Genomic DNA, 20,618 nt, shown 5'->3' with positions numbered 1-20,618 from the left:
CGTTTCATGGACGGTCGATCCTTGGATCAAAGGGTCAGACCATAGGAATAGCCATCCATGGCGCTCGCAGGATCGATACCCGCACCTGAATGCAGAACCAGCATGATGTCCGACTGATCAGGCGGTCGCCATCGCGGCATTCTCCGTTTCCAACGGCTCGGATCCTGCCTGTGGCATGCGAACCCGGACGCAGCACGGTCGGGCATTTGCGATCTACACGAAACGATGCAAGCTGTAGTTCCGGCTGGCGTGAGTCGTCCACGAGCAGCCTCCCGCCGTGTCGTTTGGAGGTCCCCAGTGACCGATTTCTTCACTTCGTCTCTCGGAACCGTCGCGCTTTTCGCCGTGATCGGCGTAGGTTGCTTCGGCCTGGGAATAGCCAGCCAGTCGAAAGGGCAGGTGGCCGGCTCGGTTTTCCGTACACGCGAAAGCAAAATGGCGGCTCGCAATTTGGCGATGCAGGCTGTGCTCGCGCTGGATGACTATGTCGGTGCGTGCTACGCCGCCGTTCACGACGTGCCCGAATTCAATCCGGCGGATCAGGTTGAGTTCGCATTCCACGTTCCGGAACCGATCCTTTCATTTCCGAAAGAGGTAGATTGGCACCTGCTTGGGAAAGATCTGGGTGAGGAGATCATGTGGTTCTCCAACCGCGTCTCGAACGTTGAAAGTGCGCTCGAGAGTCTGGATTTGTCGAGGAACCACCATGATGGCTTCTTCGAAAGGAGGATCGAGGGCTACGCGAGACTTGCAGTACGGGCGATGGATCTTATCGCCCGTATCTGTGGTGAGTTCGAGCTAACGATGCCGGAAAAGCCGGAATATTACCGTCAGGCAGAAGGACTGTCCAACATCCTGCGGAACGTCGAAGCGGCTGCCGAACGCAGAGGCGACTCCACTTCTGCCGGAGAGACGACCAATGTCACGCCTCTTTTTCCGAAGACCTCCTAAAAGTTTCGATTGCTCGCTGACCTGGAAAAGCGATCTCGAGTTATCTCAGGCGGCTATGGACGAAAACGGTTCAACTCGAAGGTGTCCCCGACACGTCCGTAGGAGGCCCCTTGGATAACGCAATACGCAACGGGGCCTCGGATCGGCTAGGTCGACGATTTTTCGCAGAGTCACTCGCTCGCCAAGTCTGGTCGATCAATGATCTCCCCGAGGGATACGTCGTGGGAATCGAAGCCGAGTGGGGCGCGGGCAAAAGCAGCGTCATAAACATGACGCTTCAGCATTTGCTTCATCTGGAACTAAGCTCGAATTCAGCGGAACCCGCTTTCCATGGAGATGAGGGCAAGACGGAGACTCCGGAGACGCTGAGCGAGCTGTCAGCCCGATATGATGCGATAAGCACGATGGCTGAACGTAAGCAAACGATCCCATATCTTCATCCCGACCATCATCACCGCGCCATTGCCGCTCAAGCTGACGGAGACGAAGAACTCCGAAAGCGTCTCTATCGGTACTTCCGTCTACGGCTCAATGCAGCAGTCGCTCCGCGTAACGTGGTCGTTCATTTTCGCCCTTGGCTGGTTCCTGACACGGCGGCATTGTCATCCGTGTTTCTCGACGAATTGTCGAAGTCCGTCGGCGGCGCACTCGGCACGGACGTCGAAGGGGCAATGCGGGAGTACGCCAAGGTTATGCAACGTTTGGCTCCGGTCGCCGGTATCGCCGCGCAAGCAGCTTTGCCAGGTAGCGGGAATGCCGTGCGCGACTTTTTTGCTTCCTATGGCAGGCAAGAAGCCAGCATGGAAACCAGGAAGCTTCGGTTGGAAGCTGCCCTTCGCGAACTGGACGGCCGAAAAATTATTCTGGTCATAGACGACCTCGATCGTCTGAGTCCTCGTGAAGCGACCGAAATGGTCGGCTTGGTAAAGAGCCTGGGAAACCTTCCGAATATCCTCTACCTGATAAGCTATGACCGTAATGTTCTCTGTGGACATCTCCGTCGTACACTCCGCGTAGACGCCGAAGCCTACCTGGAGAAAATCGTTCAGTACCGCCGCGCGCTGCCAATGCTGTCGCCGGAGCGCGTGCTAGTGCTGCTCGACGAATGCCGACGAGAACTTTTCGACGGGGCTACCGACGAGGTGCTGGATCGCGCCCAAGAAGCAAGTGTTCAGGTCCTCCGCCAGTACGTCGTAACGCCGCGAGACGCCGTTCGTTGCGCCGACTGGGTCCTTCGCGCCCATCGCTTGCTTAAGGATCAGACCGATCCGGTCGACCTCCTAATACTCGAAACCCTAAACGCAAAAGATACATAGCTGTACAGCTGGATTAGACAGAACCTCGACGGGTTGTGTCAAGGCGAGCTCGAAGACGGCACAACGATCGAGACAGCCCTGGAAGAAAGCCGGATCGAGACCACCGAACGCCGAAAACGGGCCCTGTCGCAGCTTTTTCCGATGGCATCGAAGGAATTCCACCGGCCTCCTAACAAGTCGAAGAACGACCGCCGTAGCAAGCGTTTGAGGGAGCGTGAATGCGCGGAAACATATTTCGCGCTGTCCGAACCCGTTACGAGCATCGGAAAGACTGATCTCGAGCGGCTGTTCGCCAGCGAAATCCCCGAAGCCGCATTGCGCGAACTTGTCGAGCATGCCGGGAATTCGCCATATGGTCCGGAGATTCGTGCGGAGATACTCGATACCATATGGGAGAACTTCGGCACGATGCCTCTTACGGAGGAATGGGCGAGCGCTCTCATCAAACTGGGCCCGCGACTGATCCGGCTAGGCGATCGCCTTACGGACGATGTGTTCACCCCGGATAATCTCCGTCGCCTGAACGGTGCTGTCTCGTCCGGTGTAGAGCGGTTACCGGACGACGAGAAGTTCTCCTTACTGGGCCGCATGCTCGAAATTTCCGATGACTTGTCTCTTATGTCCGCGGTGCTGCGAAGACTTGGGATTCCGCGCAACGCTGATGGCAGGGACATCTCCCGTTCCGAACGGGCACTCGTGAAACAAATGGCAGATAAATTCTACAAGGCGCTGGCGGACAACCGGGTGTTACAGTCGGCGTACCCGCCACACATCATTTTTCTTGCCGCGGAACTTCTCGGTGTAGCCGTGGTTCGAGAGCATCTGAACACCAGCGTATTTCTCAGCGAGCGATTCGTAGGTATCGCACAGACGGTTCTTAACGAGGGTAATTCGTCAGAAATTGGCCGCTTCTTTTCATTGATGCCGAACGTCGACGACTTCATCGACTTAAGCGAACTGGTCCGAGCAGCACAGCGGTTCAACGAACATGGTGGCGAGCTCGCAACCTGGGCGTCAAGAGTGTTGATAGCTGCGGACCGGCGACGGCGCGGAGAGGACTGACATGACATGTCCGGCTCTCTGGCGAAGGAGCCACGGACAACCTTGGCAACTCCCGTAATGTGCTCGGTACCTTCTCGCCGTGGCAGCGCTTTTTTGCCAACAGGGCGTGAATGTTCTGCGGCATCTTCGCGCTGAGATTTTGGGGCTTGCAAATTTTCTATGATCGAACGGCGGTCGATGCCTTTCAGTGAAATTTTATCGCAGCTACCAGAGGAGTCGGGTCGACGGCAGGACTGGAGAAGATGGTCAGCATAATGTCCGCAGCGGCCAGTGCTGACTGTATGGCTGGCTCGGCGATAAGCGCGCTGTCGCCGTGAAGCCACCTAACCGCTACGGCGCCTTCTGACTCCGTCCGGAAGCATGTTGCCGTTCGAGACGCGGTAAGGAGAACCGCTGCGTACCGATCGGTATGCATGCTATTCCAAGAGGGGCCGTCACAACTGAATGTAATCTCCAGCCCGGCTTTGCCGTCGCAGTACGCTTCGCGGAAATACATGCCTTCAATGAATTCGCCGGCCGTCCCTACGGAGAAACCGGACGCAGGACCGAAATTGACATAGGTGACGGTATGGCCGATCTCGTCTGAGATATCCGATACCCAACCTTCAACGTCGCGCACGGAGTCCAGCACCAATTCGGCGTCGAAGCTGCATGAACCATCAGCCTTCCAATCCGCTATAAGAGCCTCGACGTGGTTCAGAATTTCTCGCCTGCTACACAGGTCGGCATCAGACAATCCGTCGAACTCCGCGGCCAACCTGTCCGGGTTATCAGCAAGAACCGCTTCTATACGTGTGGTCGCTAGCGAGAGATTGCGCTGATAGCGGTAAGGATGATAGGCGCGCGTCATAAGTATACCTCAAATATTAAGCGATGAGGTAGAGTGATATGTGCGCTTGAAAGAAACAAAATCCTTTTGGTCTGATTATAAAGTTGTCTCCTCAGCCGAATCGTATGTAGTAGGTTACATATCCGCGTAATAGAGCGGATAGTATGCATCATTTAGCGTCATGGTTGTGCAAAGTAGGCTTGTCATGGGAGTGAACATCTTTAGGAGCTCTCTCGGGGCTCCCAAACTACGTACGGAAACTTGTGTCAACTGTATGCAATTGGGTCATCATACATGAATTTCCACATCCTTGGTGTTGGGTGAAACGAAGATAGGCCCTGTCGGTTCGCGCGATAACCGGATATAATCGGCACGAGTTGTGCAGGATTTCGAACAATGAAAACCGATCTCGGTGATCTCAATGCCTTTGTTGCGGTGGCGCGTGCCGGCGGATTTCGTGATGCCGCCCGTAGCAGCGGTTACAGTGCGTCTGGCTTAAGCGAGGCGGTGCGGCGGCTGGAAACGCAGCTCGGCGTGCGGCTTTTGAACCGCACCACCCGCAGCGTCGTGCCGACAGAAGCGGGCAGAGGCCTGCTGGAGCGTCTGGGGCCGGCGCTGGCAGAGGTCGAAACGGCGCTCGACGTGGTCAACGGCTATCGCGACAGCCCCACCGGCGTGCTGCGCATCAATGTGCCGGTCAGCGCCGCAAGGCTGGTCCTGCCCGCCATCGTGCCGGGTTTTCTCGCCGCATATCCGGATATCCGGCTGGAAATCATCAGCGAGGACAGTTTTGTCGATATCATCGCTGCCGGTTGCGATGCCGGTATCCGTTATGATGAGCGGCTGGAGCAGGACATGATTGCGGTGCCGATCGGCCCGCGTGTCCAGCGTTTTGTCGCAGCCGCTTCGCCCGCCTATTTCGAACGTCACGGCCGGCCGCAGCATCCGCGCGATCTGCTGGATCACGCCTGCATGCGCGGGCGTTTTGCCAGCGGTGCAATGATGGGGCCGTGGGAATTCGAAAGGGATGCGGAGATCATCCGCGTCGATCCCACCGGGCCGCTGATCGTCCAGTCCGGCGGCGCCATCGATCTTGCGGTCGAGGCAGCGGTGGCCGGAAGCGGCATCATCTATCTGTTCGATGGCTGGCTGAAACCGCATCTGGACAGCGGCGCGCTGGAGGAGGTTCTGGAGCCGTGGAGCCAGCGCTTTCCCGGGCCGTTTCTGTATTATTCGGGCCGGCGTCTGGTGCCGGCGCCGCTTCGCGCCTTCATCGATTTCATCAAGGGTTCGGCCTCACGCCTATCGACGTGAGGCCGTGCCATCTCAGATCGGTTTTGGCATGGTGACGCCCAGCCGTTCGGCGTGTGGCTCGATGGAGCCGATGATGGTCGGGTAAAGCGCCACGCCATCCGCCAAGGCCGTCTTCTTGCGGCCAAGCGCTGCCTCGCCGGGCAAGCGCACGCGATTGACGCCCGGTCGCGGCGGGGTGGCGTGGCAGGCATCGGCCAGCCAGCCGGTCTGGCGCAGAAACGCGTCGCGCCCGCCAAAAGCCTCCGGGTCCCAGACCTGCACGGTGACGGCTGCATTGGTGCCTTTCGGCGCGTCGGCGCGGCCATAACCGGCCAGTCCTTGCGTGATCGCCTCCACCTGCAGCGCCATGCCATATCCCTTCTGGCCGTGGTCGAAGCCACCGGTCGGCAGCAGCGAGCCGCCCTGATCCAGCACTTTGGGGTCACGCGAAGGATTGCCCTGCGCATCCATCAGCCAGTCATGTTCGTATTGCCGGCCTTCGCGGATCAGTCGCTGCGACATGTTGTTGGTGGTGATCGAGGCGGAAATGTCGATCAGCATCGGCCCATCCGGTGTGGGAATGCCATAGGCGACCGGGTTCGGCGTATAAACGCCCTTCAGACCACCGAACGGCGCCACCTGTCCGCCAGATGGCGAGGACGAGGCGACGGATACCAGCATGCCTTTGGATGTCGCCAGTTCCAGATAGGCGGCCAGCGCGCCGATATGGTGGCTGTTGGCGATGACCACGGTGGCGGTGCCAAATTTTTCGGCGCGCTCGACGGCGAGTTTTACCGCTTCCGATGTCAGCCATGCGCCGGGCAGCCGGTTGCCATTCCAGCACACGGCCGGTCCCTTGTCGCTGACGACGTCATAGGTTCCGGCCTTGGTGACCACGCCATCGGCAATGCCCTGCAGGTACCAGCCGGCCAGCGCAAGCCCGTGGGTGGAATGGCCCATCAGGTCTGCCTCGACCAGATAGGTGGCAACGGCTTCGGCCTTTTCCGTCTCAAGTCCGGCCTTGGTGAATAGCGAGCGGGCAAGGGCCAAAAGATCGCCAGCGGCGTAACGGGGTTCGGTCATCGGTCATAAACCTCCTTGTTGAGCACGCGGGCAGGGCGGTTGCCGGCAATGAAATCCTGAATGTCGCTGATCACCATAAGGCCAACATTTTCAAAAGCTTCGAGACTGTCGGCACCGCTATGCGGCGTGAAAACCACGCCCGGCAGCTTGAACAGCGGATGCGACACATCCGGCGGTTCGGTAACAAAGGCGTCGATGCCCGCGCCCTTCAAGCGCCCGTCGCCAATGGCTGCCGCCAGCGCATCATTGTCCACCACTTCGCCACGCGCGAGATTAAGGAGGCAGGCAGTCGGTTTCATCAGTGCCAGTTTTTCCGCATCGATCAGCGCGGCATTGCCGGCGCCACCAAACACATGCAGCGAAACATAGTCCGCGCGTGCCAGCAATGCATCGAGTTCTAGCAGTTCGATCCCGTGCTCGGCCATGAAGGCGCGGTCAGGGTAGAGGTCGGAGGCAACCACCGTCATGCCGAGGCCGATCGCCTTTTTCGCCAGCAGTTTGCCGATATTGCCAAGCCCGACAATGCCGAGCGTTTTTCCGGAAATCTCGACGCCGGGACGACGATCCCAGCCACCGGAAACGACACTTATATGGCCCTGCGCAATGTTGCGGGCGAGCGCAAACATCAGGCCTACCGCAAGCTCCGCCACCGCATTGGCATTGGCCGCCGGCGTATTGGTGACCGGCAGGCCGCGTGCTGTGCAGGCGGCGATATCGACGCTGTCCGTGCCGACGCCGTGTTTGAGGACGGCGCGCAGTTTCGGCGCATGGGCAATGCTCTCGGCGGTGACCGAGGTCAGGCCGGCAACCAGAAAATCTGCGCGTTCAATATGTTTCGACAGTCCGCCATCAGCAAGCGCCGTGTCGACGCAGCGGATGATCTCCCAGCCGGTTTCTTCCAGTATCTGTGGCAGGCGGCAGTGACGGCCGAAACCGGGCGAGGTGGTGGCGATGACGATGCTCATGCGCGCCACCGTCGGCGATTGAGGACGGTACAAAACGGAATGCTGGTGTTCATGTCTCTCCCGATCGTCTCTTCACCGGCCCATGAGGGCAGGCCTGAAATCATGCTGCGGGAAAGATCGGTCGGTGGTGGTAAAAGGCTCTGCCGGCGCGTCGCGCCATTGTCTCTCCCGCATGGTCGCCGCGAGACTCCTCCCCGCAGACGACAGCCTCCAAGACATCGCGCGGTGAGGGGTAGTTGTCAATTGAAATTGGCAAAAAAGTTATAGACTATGGCTTGTGATGGAGATTTTGCATGCGACCTTGCATGTTAAAGAGGACGTTTTGGCTGGTAATCATCTGTTATAATGATGATTTTATTGGATGTCGTTTCGCCCGCTGCGTCTTGGTCATCTCTCTGTCCTCCTCTGCCTGCGGAAGATCATTTCAGACAACTTTTGCAAAATAATTTTACAACTTATTCTGAATCGACGCATCAAAACGCCATCGTGGCAATTTTCCCACCTGCATCCGGCCGCAAGCGGCGCACTCGCTCAATCGGTGGCCTTCGCCTCGTAGAAGGCGCGTGCATCCTCCGCCATCGCCTGCCGCGACGGGATTTTCGTGTAGAACATATGCCCGCCGCGATAGACCTTCAGCGCGGCCCGGCCGCCCGCGAGTTCCGGCGGCAGGTGGTCGATCACATATCGACTGGCGCCATAGGGCGTCAGCGCATCGCTATAACCATGGGCGATCAGCAGCCTGAAGGACGGGATGACGGACAGGAGATCGCGCAGATCGTTGGAAACGCTGGCCAGCGCCCGCGCGTCACCGCCGCGATTGCCGTTCCATTCCCAGCGGCGGTTCACCTCGGTATTCAGCAGCGAATAGGTCATCTCCGTTTTGAAACCGAGCGTGTTGCGGGCATAGGCCGCAAAGGCGGAGCCATATGCGCGTGTGTAACCGTCGAGGATCGGGTCGTCGTTCTGGCTGTAGGGCGCTTCCGGATAGGCATCCGCCACGGAATAGGCGGCATCATACGGGCTCACCACCTTGCCCGCGCCCGCCATCTGCTTGGCATAAATGTCACCGAGGAAACCACGGCTTCGGGCGATGGCGTCCTTGGGAATGCCGGTCATGCCGGCCAGCCGGCTATACAGCCCGTCCGCCGCTGCACCCGATGGCCGCGCGCCGGCAAGCGAGGTGAGATAGGCGCCCATGGCAAAGCTCTCGGCCTCCTTCAGCCCGCTGGGGGTAAACGTACCGTGCCGTTCCATCTCGGCGGCGGCCAGCGACGGTAGTTGCAGGGCGGCGGTGAGCGGATCGTCTGAATTGCCGACGAACCGTCCCTCCAGCAGCGGCGACAGCATGACGATGCCGGAGACCAGAATACTCTGGCTGTCCTTCAACGCCGCCGCCACTTTGGCCGCGCGAAAGCCGCCATAACTTTCGCCCAGCAGATACTTTGGCGCATCCAGCCGGTCGTTGCGCTGGGTATAAAGCGCAATCGCCTTGGCAAGGCTTTCGGCATCCTGCCGCACCTTGTAAAAATTGCCGGCCGCCTCGTCGCTGGTCGCGCGGCTCCAACCGGTACCGACGGGATCGATCAGCACGAGATCGGTAAAGGCGAGCCAGCTGTCGGGATTGTCGCTCAGCAACGGCATCGTGCCATTGTCGCCCGTCTCGCCGAATTCCAGCACCTTTGGCCCGATCAGCCCCATATGCAGATAGGCCGAGGCCGCCCCCGGCCCGCCATTGAAGGCAAAGGTCAGCGGCCGGCCCGGCTTGCGATCCTTGGCGACATAGGCGGTGTAGAAAATCTTGGCCGTTCGGTTGCCGTCCTGGCCGATCAGGTCAATCGTGCCGGCGGTAGCCGTATAGGGCAGCTCGGTATCGCCGGTTTTCAGCACGTGGTCGGTCGTGGAATCCGCAGGAATCAGGCTGAAAATGCCGGATGAGGCCGGTTCGTTCTCCTGCGCCGTTTCCTTCTGCCCGCGTTCCGGCGGCGGCTCTTGCGCCCATGCCGGAGCGGTCATGGTGAGCAGCACGGCGGTGGTGGCGGCGGCAAAACGAAGGGCAAGGCGATGGGACAAGGGTCTTCTCCAGCATTTCCTGTCGGGCATGGCGAATGTAGGTCGCAGCGCCGTTAAGGAAACTCAACTTGGCTTGATCGCTGCGTCATGAAAGACCGCCACAAGCGCATTGAAAGCCTCACGGCGCAGGTATAGTCATCGATAAAAGACTGCAAAACCTGAGAGGCGGAATGATGTATCTGACACAAGCGGAATTCGAGGACCTGCGTGATTTTCGCCATCGTCTTCACCGCCAGCCGGAGCTTTCCGGCGAGGAAATCGAGACGGCAAAGCTGATCGCCGAGGCGCTTTCCGCCACCGCACCGGAAGAGATCGTTACCGGCATCGGCGGCCATGGCGTTGCCGCCGTTTATCAGGGCAGGGAGCCAGGGCCGAGCGTGCTGGTGCGCTGCGAACTCGATGCACTGCCGATCGAGGAGCTCACGGATCTTCCCTATAAGTCGGAGATTGTCGGCAAGGGCCATCTCTGCGGCCATGATGGCCACATGACCACGCTTCTCGCCGTTGCCCGTGCACTCGGCCGCCAGCGCCCGCAAAAGGGCCGCGTCATTCTGATGTTCCAGCCGGCAGAGGAAAACGGTGCCGGTGCCGCCGCCGTCATCGCTGATCCGAAATTTGCGGCGCTCAAGCCGGATTTCTCGTTCTCGCTGCACAACATGCCGGGCCGTCCACTCAGCCACGTGGCGCTGATGGCCGGCCATGTCAATTGTGCCTCGCGCGGCATGCGCATCGAACTGACCGGCAAGACGGCGCATGCCTCGATGCCGGAAGACGGCACATCGCCGGCGCCAGCCGCTGCAAAACTGATCGCCGAACTGCCTGGCCTCGGTGCCAACCGCAACAGCCATGTCGGTCCCGATTTTTCGCTGGTCACGCTCACCCATGCCCGCATCGGCGAACCCGCTTTCGGCATCGCCCCCGGATATGCGGAAATCTGGGTGACCTTGCGCACGCTGCACGACGCCCGCATGGCGGCTCTCGTTGCCCAGGCCGAGGAGCTGGCGGAAAGCGTGGCCTTGCCTGCCGGCCTTCACCTCGGCATCACCTATCATGACGTCTTTCACCATTGCGAAAACGATGAGACCGCCGTTGCCTACCTGAAGGCGGCCATGGATGCGGAAAACGTTCCCTATGATGACGGCGACGGTTTCGTGCCGATGAAGGGATCGGAAGATTTCGGCCTGTTCGGCCACGTCTCGAAATCGGCGATGTTTTTCCTCGGCGCCGGCGAAAACCATCCGCGCCTGCACAACCCGGATTACGACTTTCCCGATGAACTGATCGACACCGGTTCGCGCATCTTTCTGCGCACCATCCGGGATATTCTGGGCTAGGGTCTGAAGGAGGCAAACATATATAAAATTCCTATATGTTTGCCTCCACCACCCACTCGCTTTCCTATCGCCGCCGGGCCATTTATTGCGGGTTGAACACAGCAATTCCTTGAGGCGCGCCGGAGATCGGCATGCCGGAGATCTTTGATGGCACTCGATGACGGCGACCGACGCCCGTCCCCGGAAGCGCTTCTTGAACGCGCGGCGCAGGAAGGTCGTGGCCGCCTGAAGATTTTTCTCGGGGCCGCCCCCGGCGTCGGCAAGACCTATGAGATGCTGATGTCCGGCCGCGCCCGGCAGGCTGATGGCGTCGATGTCGTCATCGGCGTGGTCGAAACCCATGGCCGGCAGGAAACCATGGCGCTGGTCGAGGGTTTTGAAATCATCCCGCGCCGGATCATCGATTATCGCGGCCAGACGCTGGACGAGATGGATCTCGATGCCGTGCTGGCGCGCAAGCCGGCGCTGGTTCTGGTCGATGAACTGGCCCACACCAACGCACCGGAAAGCCGCCACCCGAAGCGTTATCTCGATGTGCTGGAACTGCTGTCGCGCGGTATCGATGTCTATACCACGCTCAATGTCCAGCATGTCGAAAGCCTCAACGATGTGGTGGCGCAGATCACCCGTATCCGTGTGCGCGAAACCGTGCCGGATTCGGTGATCGACCGCGCCGACGATATCGAGATCATCGACATCACGCCGGACGATCTGATCAAGCGCCTTCATGATGGCAAGGTCTACATGCCGAAGACCGCCAAACGGGCGACGGAGAACTATTTTTCGCCCGGCAACCTGACGGCCCTGCGTGAACTGGCGTTGAGGCGCACCGCCCAGCGGGTCGATGATCAGTTGCTCAACCACATGCGCGCGCATGCCATTTCCGGTCCATGGGCGGCGGGTGAGCGGGTGCTGGTCTGTCTCGATCATGGCAGCGATGGTCCGGGTCTGGTGCGGTATGCCCGCCGTCAGGCCGACCGGTTGCGCGCCCCATGGGCGGCACTGCATCTGGAAACGCCCCGCGATGCCATGCACCGCGAAGAGGACAAGAGCCGGCTCGCCGCCACGATGCGGCTGGCCGAACAACTCGGCGCCGAAACCGTGACCTTGCCGGCCTCGCGGGTGGCGGCCGAAATCGTCGCTTATGCCGGCGCCAACAATTTCACGCACATCGTCATCGGCCGCTCGGCAAAATCGCGGCTTGTGGAAATGTGGCAGGGGTCGGTGACGCAGGATCTCGTCCGATATGCCGGCGATATCAGTGTCCATGTCATTTCCGGCCGGCAGGCGGATGGCCCGTCGAGCGGCGTGCGCACCGCCGCACCGCCAACACCATTCAAGCTGTTGCCCTATCTCGGCAGCACCGTCTTCGTTGCGCTGGCGGTCGGTGTCGGCACGTTGCTGGACAAGATACTGGCGGTGCAGAACCTCGCGCTCGTTTTTCTCATGGCCGTTCTGGCCGCCGCCGTTCAGGGCGGCTTGGCGGGGGGCATCTATGCCTCGGTTCTGGCCGCCCTTTCCTTCAACTTCTTCTTCCTCGAGCCGCGCTACAATTTCACCGTCCGTGATCCGGAAAGTGTGGTGGCGCTGGTGTTCTTTCTCGGTGTGGCGCTGGTGGCGAGCAACCTTGCCGCCGCCGTGCAACGTCAGGCGGCCGCCGCGCGCCAGAGGGCCAAGACGACCGAAGACCTTTATCTCTTTTCGCGCAAACTGGCCGGTACCGGCACGCTGGACGACGTGCTGTGGGCCACCGCCTTCCAGATCGCGTCGATGCTGAAAGTGCGTGTGGTCATCCTGCTGCCGGAAGCGGGTGAGATCACCGTCAAGGCCGGTTATCCGCCGGATGATACGCTTGTCGATGCCGATATCGCGGCTGCCAGATGGGCCTGGGAGCACAACCGCCCGGCCGGCCGGGCCGCCGATACGTTGCCGGGGGCAAAACGCCTTTATCTGCCGCTCAGCAGCGGCCGCGGCGCGGTTGGTGTCATCGGTCTCGACAATGATCGGCAGGGGCCGCTTTTGACGCCGGAACAGCAACGCCTGTTCGATGCGCTGGCCGATCAGGCAGCCTTGGCCATCGAGCGCGTGCAACTGGTGTCGGATGTCGACCGTGCCCGCCTGGCTGCGGAGACCGACCGTCTGCGCAGCGCGCTGCTCAGTTCCATCTCGCATGATCTGAAAACGCCGCTCGCCTCCATCATGGGCTCTGCCGGCACGCTCAAGGATTTTCACGCCAACCTCGATGACGAGGCGCGGCTGGACCTGCTTTCAACCGTGATCGACGAATCCGAACGGCTCAACCGTTTCATCGGCAATCTGCTGGATATGACCCGCCTCGGCTCCGGCACGATGGAGCCGAATTCCGCCCTGCATTTTGCCGGCGATATCGTCGGCACCGCACTCAGCCGCGCCGCCAAGATCGCCTCGGATCATCGCATCCGCGTATCGATCCCGCCGGATCTGCCGATGGTGAAGGTCGATGCCGTGCTGCTCGAACAGGTCCTGTTCAACCTGATCGACAATGCCGCCAAATATTCGGCGGATCAGACGACGATCGAAATTCGCGGCTGGTCGGATGGCGAGGCGGTCCAGATTGCGGTGGTCGATGAAGGTCACGGTATTCCTGCCGATGATCTGGAACGCATTTTCGACAGTTTTTATCGCGTCCGCAAGGGCGATTTCGTGCGTGCGGGCACCGGCCTTGGCCTGTCCATCTGCCGTGGTTTCATTGAGGCCATGGGCGGGCGCATCAAGGCGGCCAATCGCACGGATCGCTCCGGCGCCATGTTTACGATCAGCCTGCCGGCGGCATCGCCGCGGCTGATCCCAGAGGAGACCAAGTGATGCAATCTGCTGTCCGCATCCTCATCGTCGATGACGAGCCACCGATCAGAAAACTGTTGCGGGTCGGCCTGTCCTCGCAGGATTACGCCATCAGCGAAGCGATGAACGGCAAGGTGGCGATCGAACTCGCCAAGACTGACAAACCCGACCTGATCCTGCTCGATCTCGGCCTGCCGGACATGTCCGGCCATGATCTGCTGGCAAAATGGCGGGCCGAAGGGCTGGACCTGCCGATCGTCATCCTGTCGAGCCGCACCGATGAGGCCGGCATCGTCAAGGCGCTGGAACTGGGAGCGGATGATTACATCACCAAACCCTTTGGCATGAACGAATTGGTCGCGCGCATTCGCGTGGCTCTGCGTCACCGGCTGCAGACGCAGGGCGAAAAACCGGTGTTCCAGACGGGCGAACTGATGGTCGATCTGGTCAAGCGCATCGTCAAGGTCGCCGGCAATGAGGTGAAACTGTCGCCGAAGGAATACGATATTCTGCGCGTGCTCGTGCAGCATGCCGGCAAGGTTCTGACGCATCGCTTTCTGCTGGAACATGTCTGGGGCGAGCCGACCGATGTGCAATATCTGCGCGTTTATGTGCGCCAGTTGCGCCAGAAGATCGAGCAGGCGCCGGATCAGCCAAAGTATATTCTCACCGAAACCGGTGTCGGGTATCGGCTGCAGGAAGGCTTATAGTCCCGCCTCGCGGAGCACGACCGTCACCACACGGCGCCAGGCCGCGGCGGCAAAACTTTCGCCTGTGGCATCCAGCACCATCACGCCCTGCAGCGATCGTTGCGGCAACTCAGTCGTGCCGATCACGTCGGCCGTCACGCCATATTCGGCGGTGACGGGCGCCAGTGTCTGGCGTCGCCCCCCACTTGGCGGATGCACGGCGATCGCGCCGCCGAAATGCGAGGTCAGTTGCGGAATGTCGATCTCGCGGGCACCGGATTGGGCAAGCGCCGTCAGCGAAATCGGCAGGCGCGGCTCGCTGACATCGTCGGGCACGAACCATCCGCCCGCCTGCTGCGCCAGCCGCCGTCCTTCATTGCCGCCCACATAACCGCGCACCACGGTTCCGGCTGTCGAGGAGAGGAAGGCAAGCTGATCCGCGCGCGAAACCCATTGGCCTTCGTGGATGTCGGGGTTGATATCGTTGATGCGGCCATCAAACGGTGCGCGCACCGTCAACTGCCCTTCGCGCTCTGCCAGTCCCTCGGCCCGGGCGGAAAGCCCGCCGAGCTGGCTTTCGATGACACTGCGGGCGGCGAGGTCTTCCGGATTGGCGCCAACGCGGGCAAGCCGGCGCTCTGCAAGCTTGATCTCCTCCGCCACGATCCGCATTTCCTGCTCCACCGCCGGTGCGTCGATGACGAACAGGATATCGCCGGCCTTGACCGACTGGCCCTTGGTGACGGCGATCGTTTCCACCCTTCCGGGTTCCTGCGGGTAAAGCCGCACGAATTCGCGCGGCAGAACCATGGCCGGGGCGCTGACCTGTGTGGAAAGCGGCAGGAAGGCGAGCACGATCAGCCCGAGAAAAACGCTGGCGCTGACATAGGTTCGTCGGCTGGCAAGGATGTCGTTACGCATGGACCACCATTCTTTCACTTCCATCCAGACGGGCCGGATGATGAAAAAGCCGATTTCGACGGCAAACAGCATGATACCCACGATCTTGACCGCGAAGTGGTACACGAGAAGGGCAATGCCGAGATAAAGCACGATCCGGTAGACGGCGGTCGCCACCGCATAGATCGTCAGGGTCGCATCGAGCCGCCGCGGAAAGGCTTCTGGCGGGGCGTAATGCGGACGGAACAGGAATTCGCGCAGCCGCCAGCGCATGTGCCGGAAGGCGCGGGGCTGCAGGTTTTCCACGCCCAGCAGGTCGGCGAACATGTAATAACCGTCGAACCGCATGAACGGGTTGAGGTTGACGATCAGGCTCATGATCCACCCGGTCGCGGCCAGCACGAACACGGCGCTGCGCAACACGCCATCCGGCAGAAACGCCCAGAGCAGAACCGCAAACGAGGCGACCGTCAGTTCCACCATGATGCCGGCGGAATCGATCCTCAGCCGCTGCCGCCTTGAGCGCAGTTTCCAGGCATCGCTGACATCGGTGTAAAGCAGCGGCACCATCACCATGAAGGCGATGCCGATGGTCGGCACACGACAGCCATAGCGATGCGCCACATAAGCGTGGCCGAGTTCGTGCAGGCATTTGATGAAGATGATCGACACGACCGAAATCACCGCGCCTTCGAGAGAGAAGACGTAAGGGAAGGTGCCGATGAAATCCTCCCATTGCCGAGAAACGAGATAGAGGCCGAACGCTGCCGCGATCAGCGTGACAATGGCGAAACCGCGGCTGAACAGCAGCGAAACACTCGGCCATGTGGCGCGGATGAACCTGTCGGGCCGCACCAGCGGGACCTTGAAGAACAGGTAATTGTGGATCAGCCGCATGAACCACGAATGTTTCTGGTTGGCGCGGGCATGCAGGCTGCGCCATGAACTGGTGGCGGGCTGCGAGAGCAGCATGTTCTGTTCCAGCATGCGGATGATAGAAACGATATCCTCACCGGAAAGCGTGTTGCCGAAGCGCGTGTCGACCGCCTTGATCAGGTTGGAGACGGTGCGCGCCGCATTCCACAAGGACAGGATCTGGAACATCTCGTAGGTGATGCGGAAGAACTTGTTGCGCAGCGGATCGAGCACGACCCATGTCGGCGCGCCGGAATAGCTGGTGCCGCCCTTGGTGATCTGCAGATCCTCGCGGATCGGCGGCAGCGGTATTTCCTGCGGCACGCCCGGAGGACCTTTGCCGCCCGCCAGCATCTGTGTGCCGGCGGGCAGTGTCATGGTTTGCGGCGCGGCCGTCATAACCCGAACTTCTGCCGCATCAGCGCGATCGGCTTGCGGAACAGGTAATAGCCAAGAAACACCCGGTCGCCATAAATCTGCGCCGTGCCACGAATGCCGAGACGCATGCTCTTCGGCTGATCCTCCAGTTCTGCGTAGATGCGATAGGCGAGCTTGTCGCCTTCCACCATGCGCGCCTCGAACGAGGCCGAAACCACCGTCGCTTTTGCCGGTCGCAGCGGATCGGAATCGAGGAAGGCGCGCACGCTTGCCCCAGGCGCCACGGCAATCGCATCGGCCACCGGCACATCGATGCGCAACTGCATGCGCGAAGGATCGGCCACTTCCATGATGCGCTCGCCGGTCGTCACCGGCCGGCCGATCCAGTCGCGTTTGTCGGTATAGATCGCCACGCCATCCACCGGCGCACGAATGTCCGAGCGCTCCAGCATGTCGCGGGCGTAGTCGCGTTTGGCGGCGGCGACGGCCACCTCGCTGCGGGTGACCGCCAGTTCCGCACGCAGCCGCGGATCGGAAACCGCGCCCTGCGTCACCTGCATCAGCTTGGCCTGCGCCACCCGCACATCCTGTTCGGCAACGGCCAGTTCGTTGCGCAGCACCACGTCGGACATCTGCACCAGCCGCTCACCCTTCGCCACCCTCTGGTCGGGGCTGACGAGGATGGCGTCGATGACGCCGTCGAGCGGCGCGGAAATTACTGCCGGCGCGATCGGTGCCACCGCAGCCGGTGCCAGCACGGTCATCGGCACCGGCACGAAGGCAAGCGCGATGGTGCCGATGGCGGCCGCGGCGAGAAGCGGCTTGATCTTCAGCCGCCGCCGCAGTTTTCGCTCGCCGGTCAGCGCCGCCCAGGCATGCGCATAGGTATCGGCCAGACGTCGGGAAATGAGACTGTCCATCTCGCTCCACGCCGTTTCGCGCGCCAGCAGCATACCGCCGAAAACCTTGCCGTCGCGCAGCGCAAACTGCTGCCAGTTCATGAAGCGATAGGGAAAGCTCTTGTGCTCTGCATCACCGGGCGGGCAATGGGCCGGCAGGTTGAACACGCGGGGGGCGCCCAGTCCCGGCGCCTTTTGCAGGTCGGCAATGATCGCCTCGACCCAGCGGATGCGCGGCGAATTGCGGTCCACTGCGCCGATCGAACTGGCTGCCCCCACGGTGAAGACGTCGGAGCGCCCCTGCAGCACAAACACCTGCCGGCAGCGGGTCAGGCGCATGGTCTCGTTGGCAATCAGAAACGCCAGTTCACCAACCGTCTCAGCCTGCCGTGCTTCCGCCTCCACCTTCAAAAGCAGATCGAGACCTTTGGAGTTGGCATCGGCATTGGCCGGCGCGGCGGTGCCTCGCACTGTGCCGGCATTGCCGCTCTGCTGCCGTACAGGGCCGATAGTTGGCGCGCTATCCCGGCCGGGCGGATCGTTCTGCGGCGTGATCTTGAATTCCATGGGCTACTCGCTCGCCGGCACGTCTTCGAACGTGGTCGGGCCGCTCATGCCCGGCAGCACGCCGTCGGCGCCATTCCAGAACCGCCCGGTCACCTTCACCGTCTGGCTGACCGGATCGACCACGGCGGCAATGCGAACGATCTCGGCGCCGAGGCTTTTTCCCGTCTCGTCGATCCGGATGGTGAAGCGGCTGCGCGGTTTCAGCCAGCGCAGCCAGTCGGATGGCAGAAGGATCTCGATCTCCAGATCCGATTGGCTGACGATCTGCATCATCGGCTGGTTCGTTTCGGGGATCTCATGCGTATGCGCCCGCATCACGGCGATACGGCCGTCATAGGGCGCACGGATGATGCAGCGGGCCATCTTGGAGCGAAAACCCTCCAGTTCGGCGGCGGCCTGATCGGCCTTGGCGCGCGAAAGATCGACCTCGAAATTGCCGACGGCACGCGATTTTGCCAGTCGCTGGTTGTTTTCCAGCGTGATCTGTTCGGCGCGGAACATTGCTTCTGCCGATTTCACCTGGGCTGCCAGATCGCCGCATTCGAATTCGACCAGCGTATCGCCCTTGGCAAAACTCTGGCCTTCGCGAAAGGGCAGGGCGCGGATCGGAAAGGTCAGGTCGGAGGCGATCATTGCTTCGTTGACCGGCTTGACGATGCCGCGCAGCGTTTCGTTGCCGGCCTGTGCGGAGGCGATGCTGATGCTGGCGAATGTGCCGAAAAGGCAGACGGCGAGAAACGCGCCGCAAAGATGCGGGCGCGTTCCATGGGTCGAAAAATCTGTCCGATCGGTCATGATCGACCTCGTTATGCGGTTACTGGATACTCGCTGTTTCGGGCTTAACGTAAATCACCGCGGCACCGCCGCCCTCGTTCCACAGCGCCTTCATGCGCGTGGAAATTTCGGCAACGCTTTCCTTCGTGGTCAGGCCGCGCGGAAAAGGATCGACGCCGAGAGAGGCGTAGACATTGGCATAGGCATTCTGCATGTCGGCATAGGCCATATCGAGCTTCGCATCGGCCACCAGCGCATTCATTTCCTCGCGAATGAGGATCTGCTCGCTGGTTTTCTGCGCTTTTGTTTCTGCCCGTACCTGATTGAGGATGCGATGCGAGACGTTGGAAAGCGCCGCTGCCGTCGAATAGGACTTGTTGAGATGGGCAAAGCGGGCGCGGCTGATATGAACCTGCGTCATCACGGCCATGGCGACGGATAGTGCGCGCGCATCCAGCACCTCTTTTTCCGCTTCGATCTTCTTGTTGGTCGCCGGCAGAGCCACAAGCTTCATCGCGTTGAAGCTGACCTTGGCGCCCCATGAGGCCCAGTTGGGATCGGAGATGAAGTCGTTGCTGTCATAGTTCTTGCCGGCATAGACGCTGAAGCCCGGCAGGATGTCGAGCAGGGCCGCATTGACCTCCTGCTCGTTGATACGCATGCGGTAAGCCACTTCGCGCATTTCCGGGCGGTTCGATGCGGCGATGCGATACATTTCCGAAAGATTGTCCGGCACGCTCAGTTTCGGCATGCTGCGTTTGGGCAGCGCCAGCGTGAAGTCGGTACCGGGCGTGATGTTCATCAGCGCCGCCAGCTGGCTCTTGGCGACCCTCAGTTCACCTTCCAGCTGCTCCACTTCGCGTTTCACCTCGATGAGTTCGCGTTCATAGGTCAGCGCCACCAGCGGTGAGGCCTCGCCGCTGCCGGAAAGTCCGCGGGTTTCGCGCAACGCTCGGGCGACGCGTCCTTCGAGTGCCCGCATGCGGCCGACAAGGCGCTGATAGCTTGCCGCCCGCCAATAGGCGGTGCGCACATCTTCGATCACCTTGTTGACGATGCGGCGTTTCATCTCTTCCTGAATGAGAGCCTGGTCGGCCGCCTGCTTGGCGCGCACATAGGACAGGCCGAAATCGAGAACGTTCCAGGAGAAGGTCAGATCGGCGGTGCGCACGTTCGGATCGCGGGTCGAAGGGGTCGTCGGATCGCCTTCGTCACGGCCGGCATAACCGGCACCGGTGACGAGTTTAGGGAGTGCGCTGTAGCTCACGAGGTCGGCTTCACGAAGCTTCAGCGAAGCCTCCATGATTTCGACCTTCGTATCCAGGTTGTATTTGAGGGCCCTCGCCATGGCCTCGTAAAGATCGATCGAGCCGGTGATCGGTTCCTGGTTCGCGGTCGCCCTCACCAGCTTGTCATTGGCGAAGGAAACGTTTGCCTCGGCTTTGAGTGGTTCGGTTTTTACCGAGCACCCGACTGCAATCAAACTGACCGGGACAATCCATAAATAGGGAAATTTCACCGCTACACCTCAATTACGACCCGCAAAAACACCTGCCGCATACAGCTGACAGGGACCGCGGACATCGTCAGGATTCGCAGATCAACCTAAGAGAGGCTGAACGGAAAGAAAGAAAACCCACGGCTGATTTAACATTTACGAATATGATTAATAAGCGCCTAACATATTAGAGTTAATGAACGTGTGGTCGCCAAAAAACCTCGCGCACAGGCTGAGGCAAGCGCGGAATGATTTTCATGATGTGCCGGAAA

At 60.7% G+C, this 20,618-nt stretch carries 15 protein-coding genes; 7 read left to right on the top strand and 8 right to left on the bottom strand.

Going from position 1 to position 20,618, the window contains the following annotated elements:
- The first annotated feature begins 297 nt into the window (after positions 1–297).
- The 3 genes from AAIH70_RS15845 (at position 298) to AAIH70_RS15835 (ending at position 3,329) form a co-directional block, all read left to right on the top strand.
- Complete coding sequence (locus AAIH70_RS15845; RefSeq protein ID WP_430034612.1) at positions 298–951, top strand: hypothetical protein; 654 nt, start codon at positions 298–300, stop codon at positions 949–951.
- 110 nt (positions 952–1,061) lie between these two features.
- The gene (locus AAIH70_RS15840) at positions 1,062–2,267 is read left to right on the top strand and encodes a KAP family P-loop NTPase fold protein (protein ID WP_430034610.1); all 1,206 of its coding nucleotides are present in this window, start codon (positions 1,062–1,064) and stop codon (positions 2,265–2,267) included.
- A 141-nt stretch (positions 2,268–2,408) separates the two neighbouring features.
- A complete protein-coding gene (locus tag AAIH70_RS15835) occupies positions 2,409–3,329 on the top strand; it encodes a hypothetical protein (RefSeq protein ID WP_430034608.1) in 921 nt (306 codons plus the stop codon).
- A gap of 184 nt (positions 3,330–3,513) precedes the next feature.
- Here the strand turns inward: AAIH70_RS15835 and AAIH70_RS15830 are convergent, their stop codons facing one another.
- Complete coding sequence (locus AAIH70_RS15830) at positions 3,514–4,179, bottom strand: hypothetical protein (protein ID WP_430034606.1); 666 nt, start codon at positions 4,177–4,179, stop codon at positions 3,514–3,516.
- A gap of 375 nt (positions 4,180–4,554) precedes the next feature.
- Between AAIH70_RS15830 and AAIH70_RS15825 the strand changes: the two genes are divergently transcribed.
- Complete coding sequence (locus tag AAIH70_RS15825; protein ID WP_132274443.1) at positions 4,555–5,472, top strand: LysR family transcriptional regulator; 918 nt, start codon at positions 4,555–4,557, stop codon at positions 5,470–5,472.
- Between the two features lie 12 nt (positions 5,473–5,484).
- Here AAIH70_RS15825 and AAIH70_RS15820 read toward each other — a convergent pair whose 3' ends face one another.
- The 3 genes from AAIH70_RS15820 to AAIH70_RS15810 form a co-directional block, all read right to left on the bottom strand.
- The gene (locus AAIH70_RS15820) at positions 5,485–6,534 is read right to left on the bottom strand and encodes an Ldh family oxidoreductase (RefSeq protein ID WP_132274439.1); all 1,050 of its coding nucleotides are present in this window, start codon (positions 6,532–6,534) and stop codon (positions 5,485–5,487) included.
- The gene (locus AAIH70_RS15815; RefSeq protein WP_132274436.1) at positions 6,531–7,499 is read right to left on the bottom strand and encodes a phosphoglycerate dehydrogenase; all 969 of its coding nucleotides are present in this window, start codon (positions 7,497–7,499) and stop codon (positions 6,531–6,533) included. The genes AAIH70_RS15820 and AAIH70_RS15815 overlap by 4 nt, the downstream gene beginning before the upstream one ends.
- Positions 7,500–8,030: 531 nt before the next feature.
- Positions 8,031–9,512, bottom strand: coding sequence for a S10 family peptidase (locus tag AAIH70_RS15810; protein ID WP_245519206.1), 1,482 nt, complete (start codon positions 9,510–9,512; stop codon positions 8,031–8,033).
- Between the two features lie 230 nt (positions 9,513–9,742).
- On the opposite strand from AAIH70_RS15810, the gene AAIH70_RS15805 reads away from it, so the two are divergent.
- The 3 genes from AAIH70_RS15805 (at position 9,743) to AAIH70_RS15795 (ending at position 14,436) form a co-directional block, all read left to right on the top strand.
- Positions 9,743–10,903, top strand: a complete 1,161-nt coding sequence (locus AAIH70_RS15805; RefSeq protein ID WP_132275843.1) for an amidohydrolase — start codon at positions 9,743–9,745, stop codon at positions 10,901–10,903.
- A 147-nt stretch (positions 10,904–11,050) separates the two neighbouring features.
- Complete coding sequence (locus AAIH70_RS15800; RefSeq protein WP_132274430.1) at positions 11,051–13,747, top strand: sensor histidine kinase; 2,697 nt, start codon at positions 11,051–11,053, stop codon at positions 13,745–13,747.
- Positions 13,744–14,436, top strand: a complete 693-nt coding sequence (locus AAIH70_RS15795) for a response regulator transcription factor (protein WP_132274427.1) — start codon at positions 13,744–13,746, stop codon at positions 14,434–14,436. The genes AAIH70_RS15800 and AAIH70_RS15795 overlap by 4 nt, the downstream gene beginning before the upstream one ends.
- On the opposite strand, the gene AAIH70_RS15790 is transcribed toward AAIH70_RS15795, so the two are convergent.
- From AAIH70_RS15790 to AAIH70_RS15775, 4 genes are read right to left on the bottom strand one after another with little or no spacing between them, the layout of a single operon-like run.
- The gene (locus AAIH70_RS15790; RefSeq protein WP_430034603.1) at positions 14,431–16,629 is read right to left on the bottom strand and encodes a biotin/lipoyl-binding protein; all 2,199 of its coding nucleotides are present in this window, start codon (positions 16,627–16,629) and stop codon (positions 14,431–14,433) included. The two genes, AAIH70_RS15795 and AAIH70_RS15790, sit on opposite strands and share 6 nt — an antisense overlap.
- Entirely contained in the window at positions 16,626–18,074 is a 1,449-nt protein-coding gene (locus AAIH70_RS15785) for an efflux RND transporter periplasmic adaptor subunit (protein WP_132274424.1), read from the bottom strand. Before AAIH70_RS15785 ends, AAIH70_RS15790 begins: the two co-directional genes overlap by 4 nt.
- Positions 18,075–18,077: 3 nt before the next feature.
- A complete protein-coding gene (locus AAIH70_RS15780) occupies positions 18,078–18,869 on the bottom strand; it encodes an efflux RND transporter periplasmic adaptor subunit (RefSeq protein ID WP_430034600.1) in 792 nt (263 codons plus the stop codon).
- A 19-nt stretch (positions 18,870–18,888) separates the two neighbouring features.
- Positions 18,889–20,331 carry a TolC family protein gene (locus tag AAIH70_RS15775; protein ID WP_245519166.1) on the bottom strand — a complete coding sequence of 481 codons (1,443 nt, stop codon included), beginning with the start codon at positions 20,329–20,331 and terminating at the stop codon, positions 18,889–18,891.
- Positions 20,332–20,618: the final 287 nt, after the last annotated feature.

Source organism: Neorhizobium sp. BT27B (assembly GCF_050455485.1).
GTDB lineage: Bacteria > Pseudomonadota > Alphaproteobacteria > Rhizobiales > Rhizobiaceae > Neorhizobium.
The sequence above is the reverse complement of the archived record's forward strand: the minus strand, read 5'-3'. Positions and strand labels throughout refer to the sequence as shown.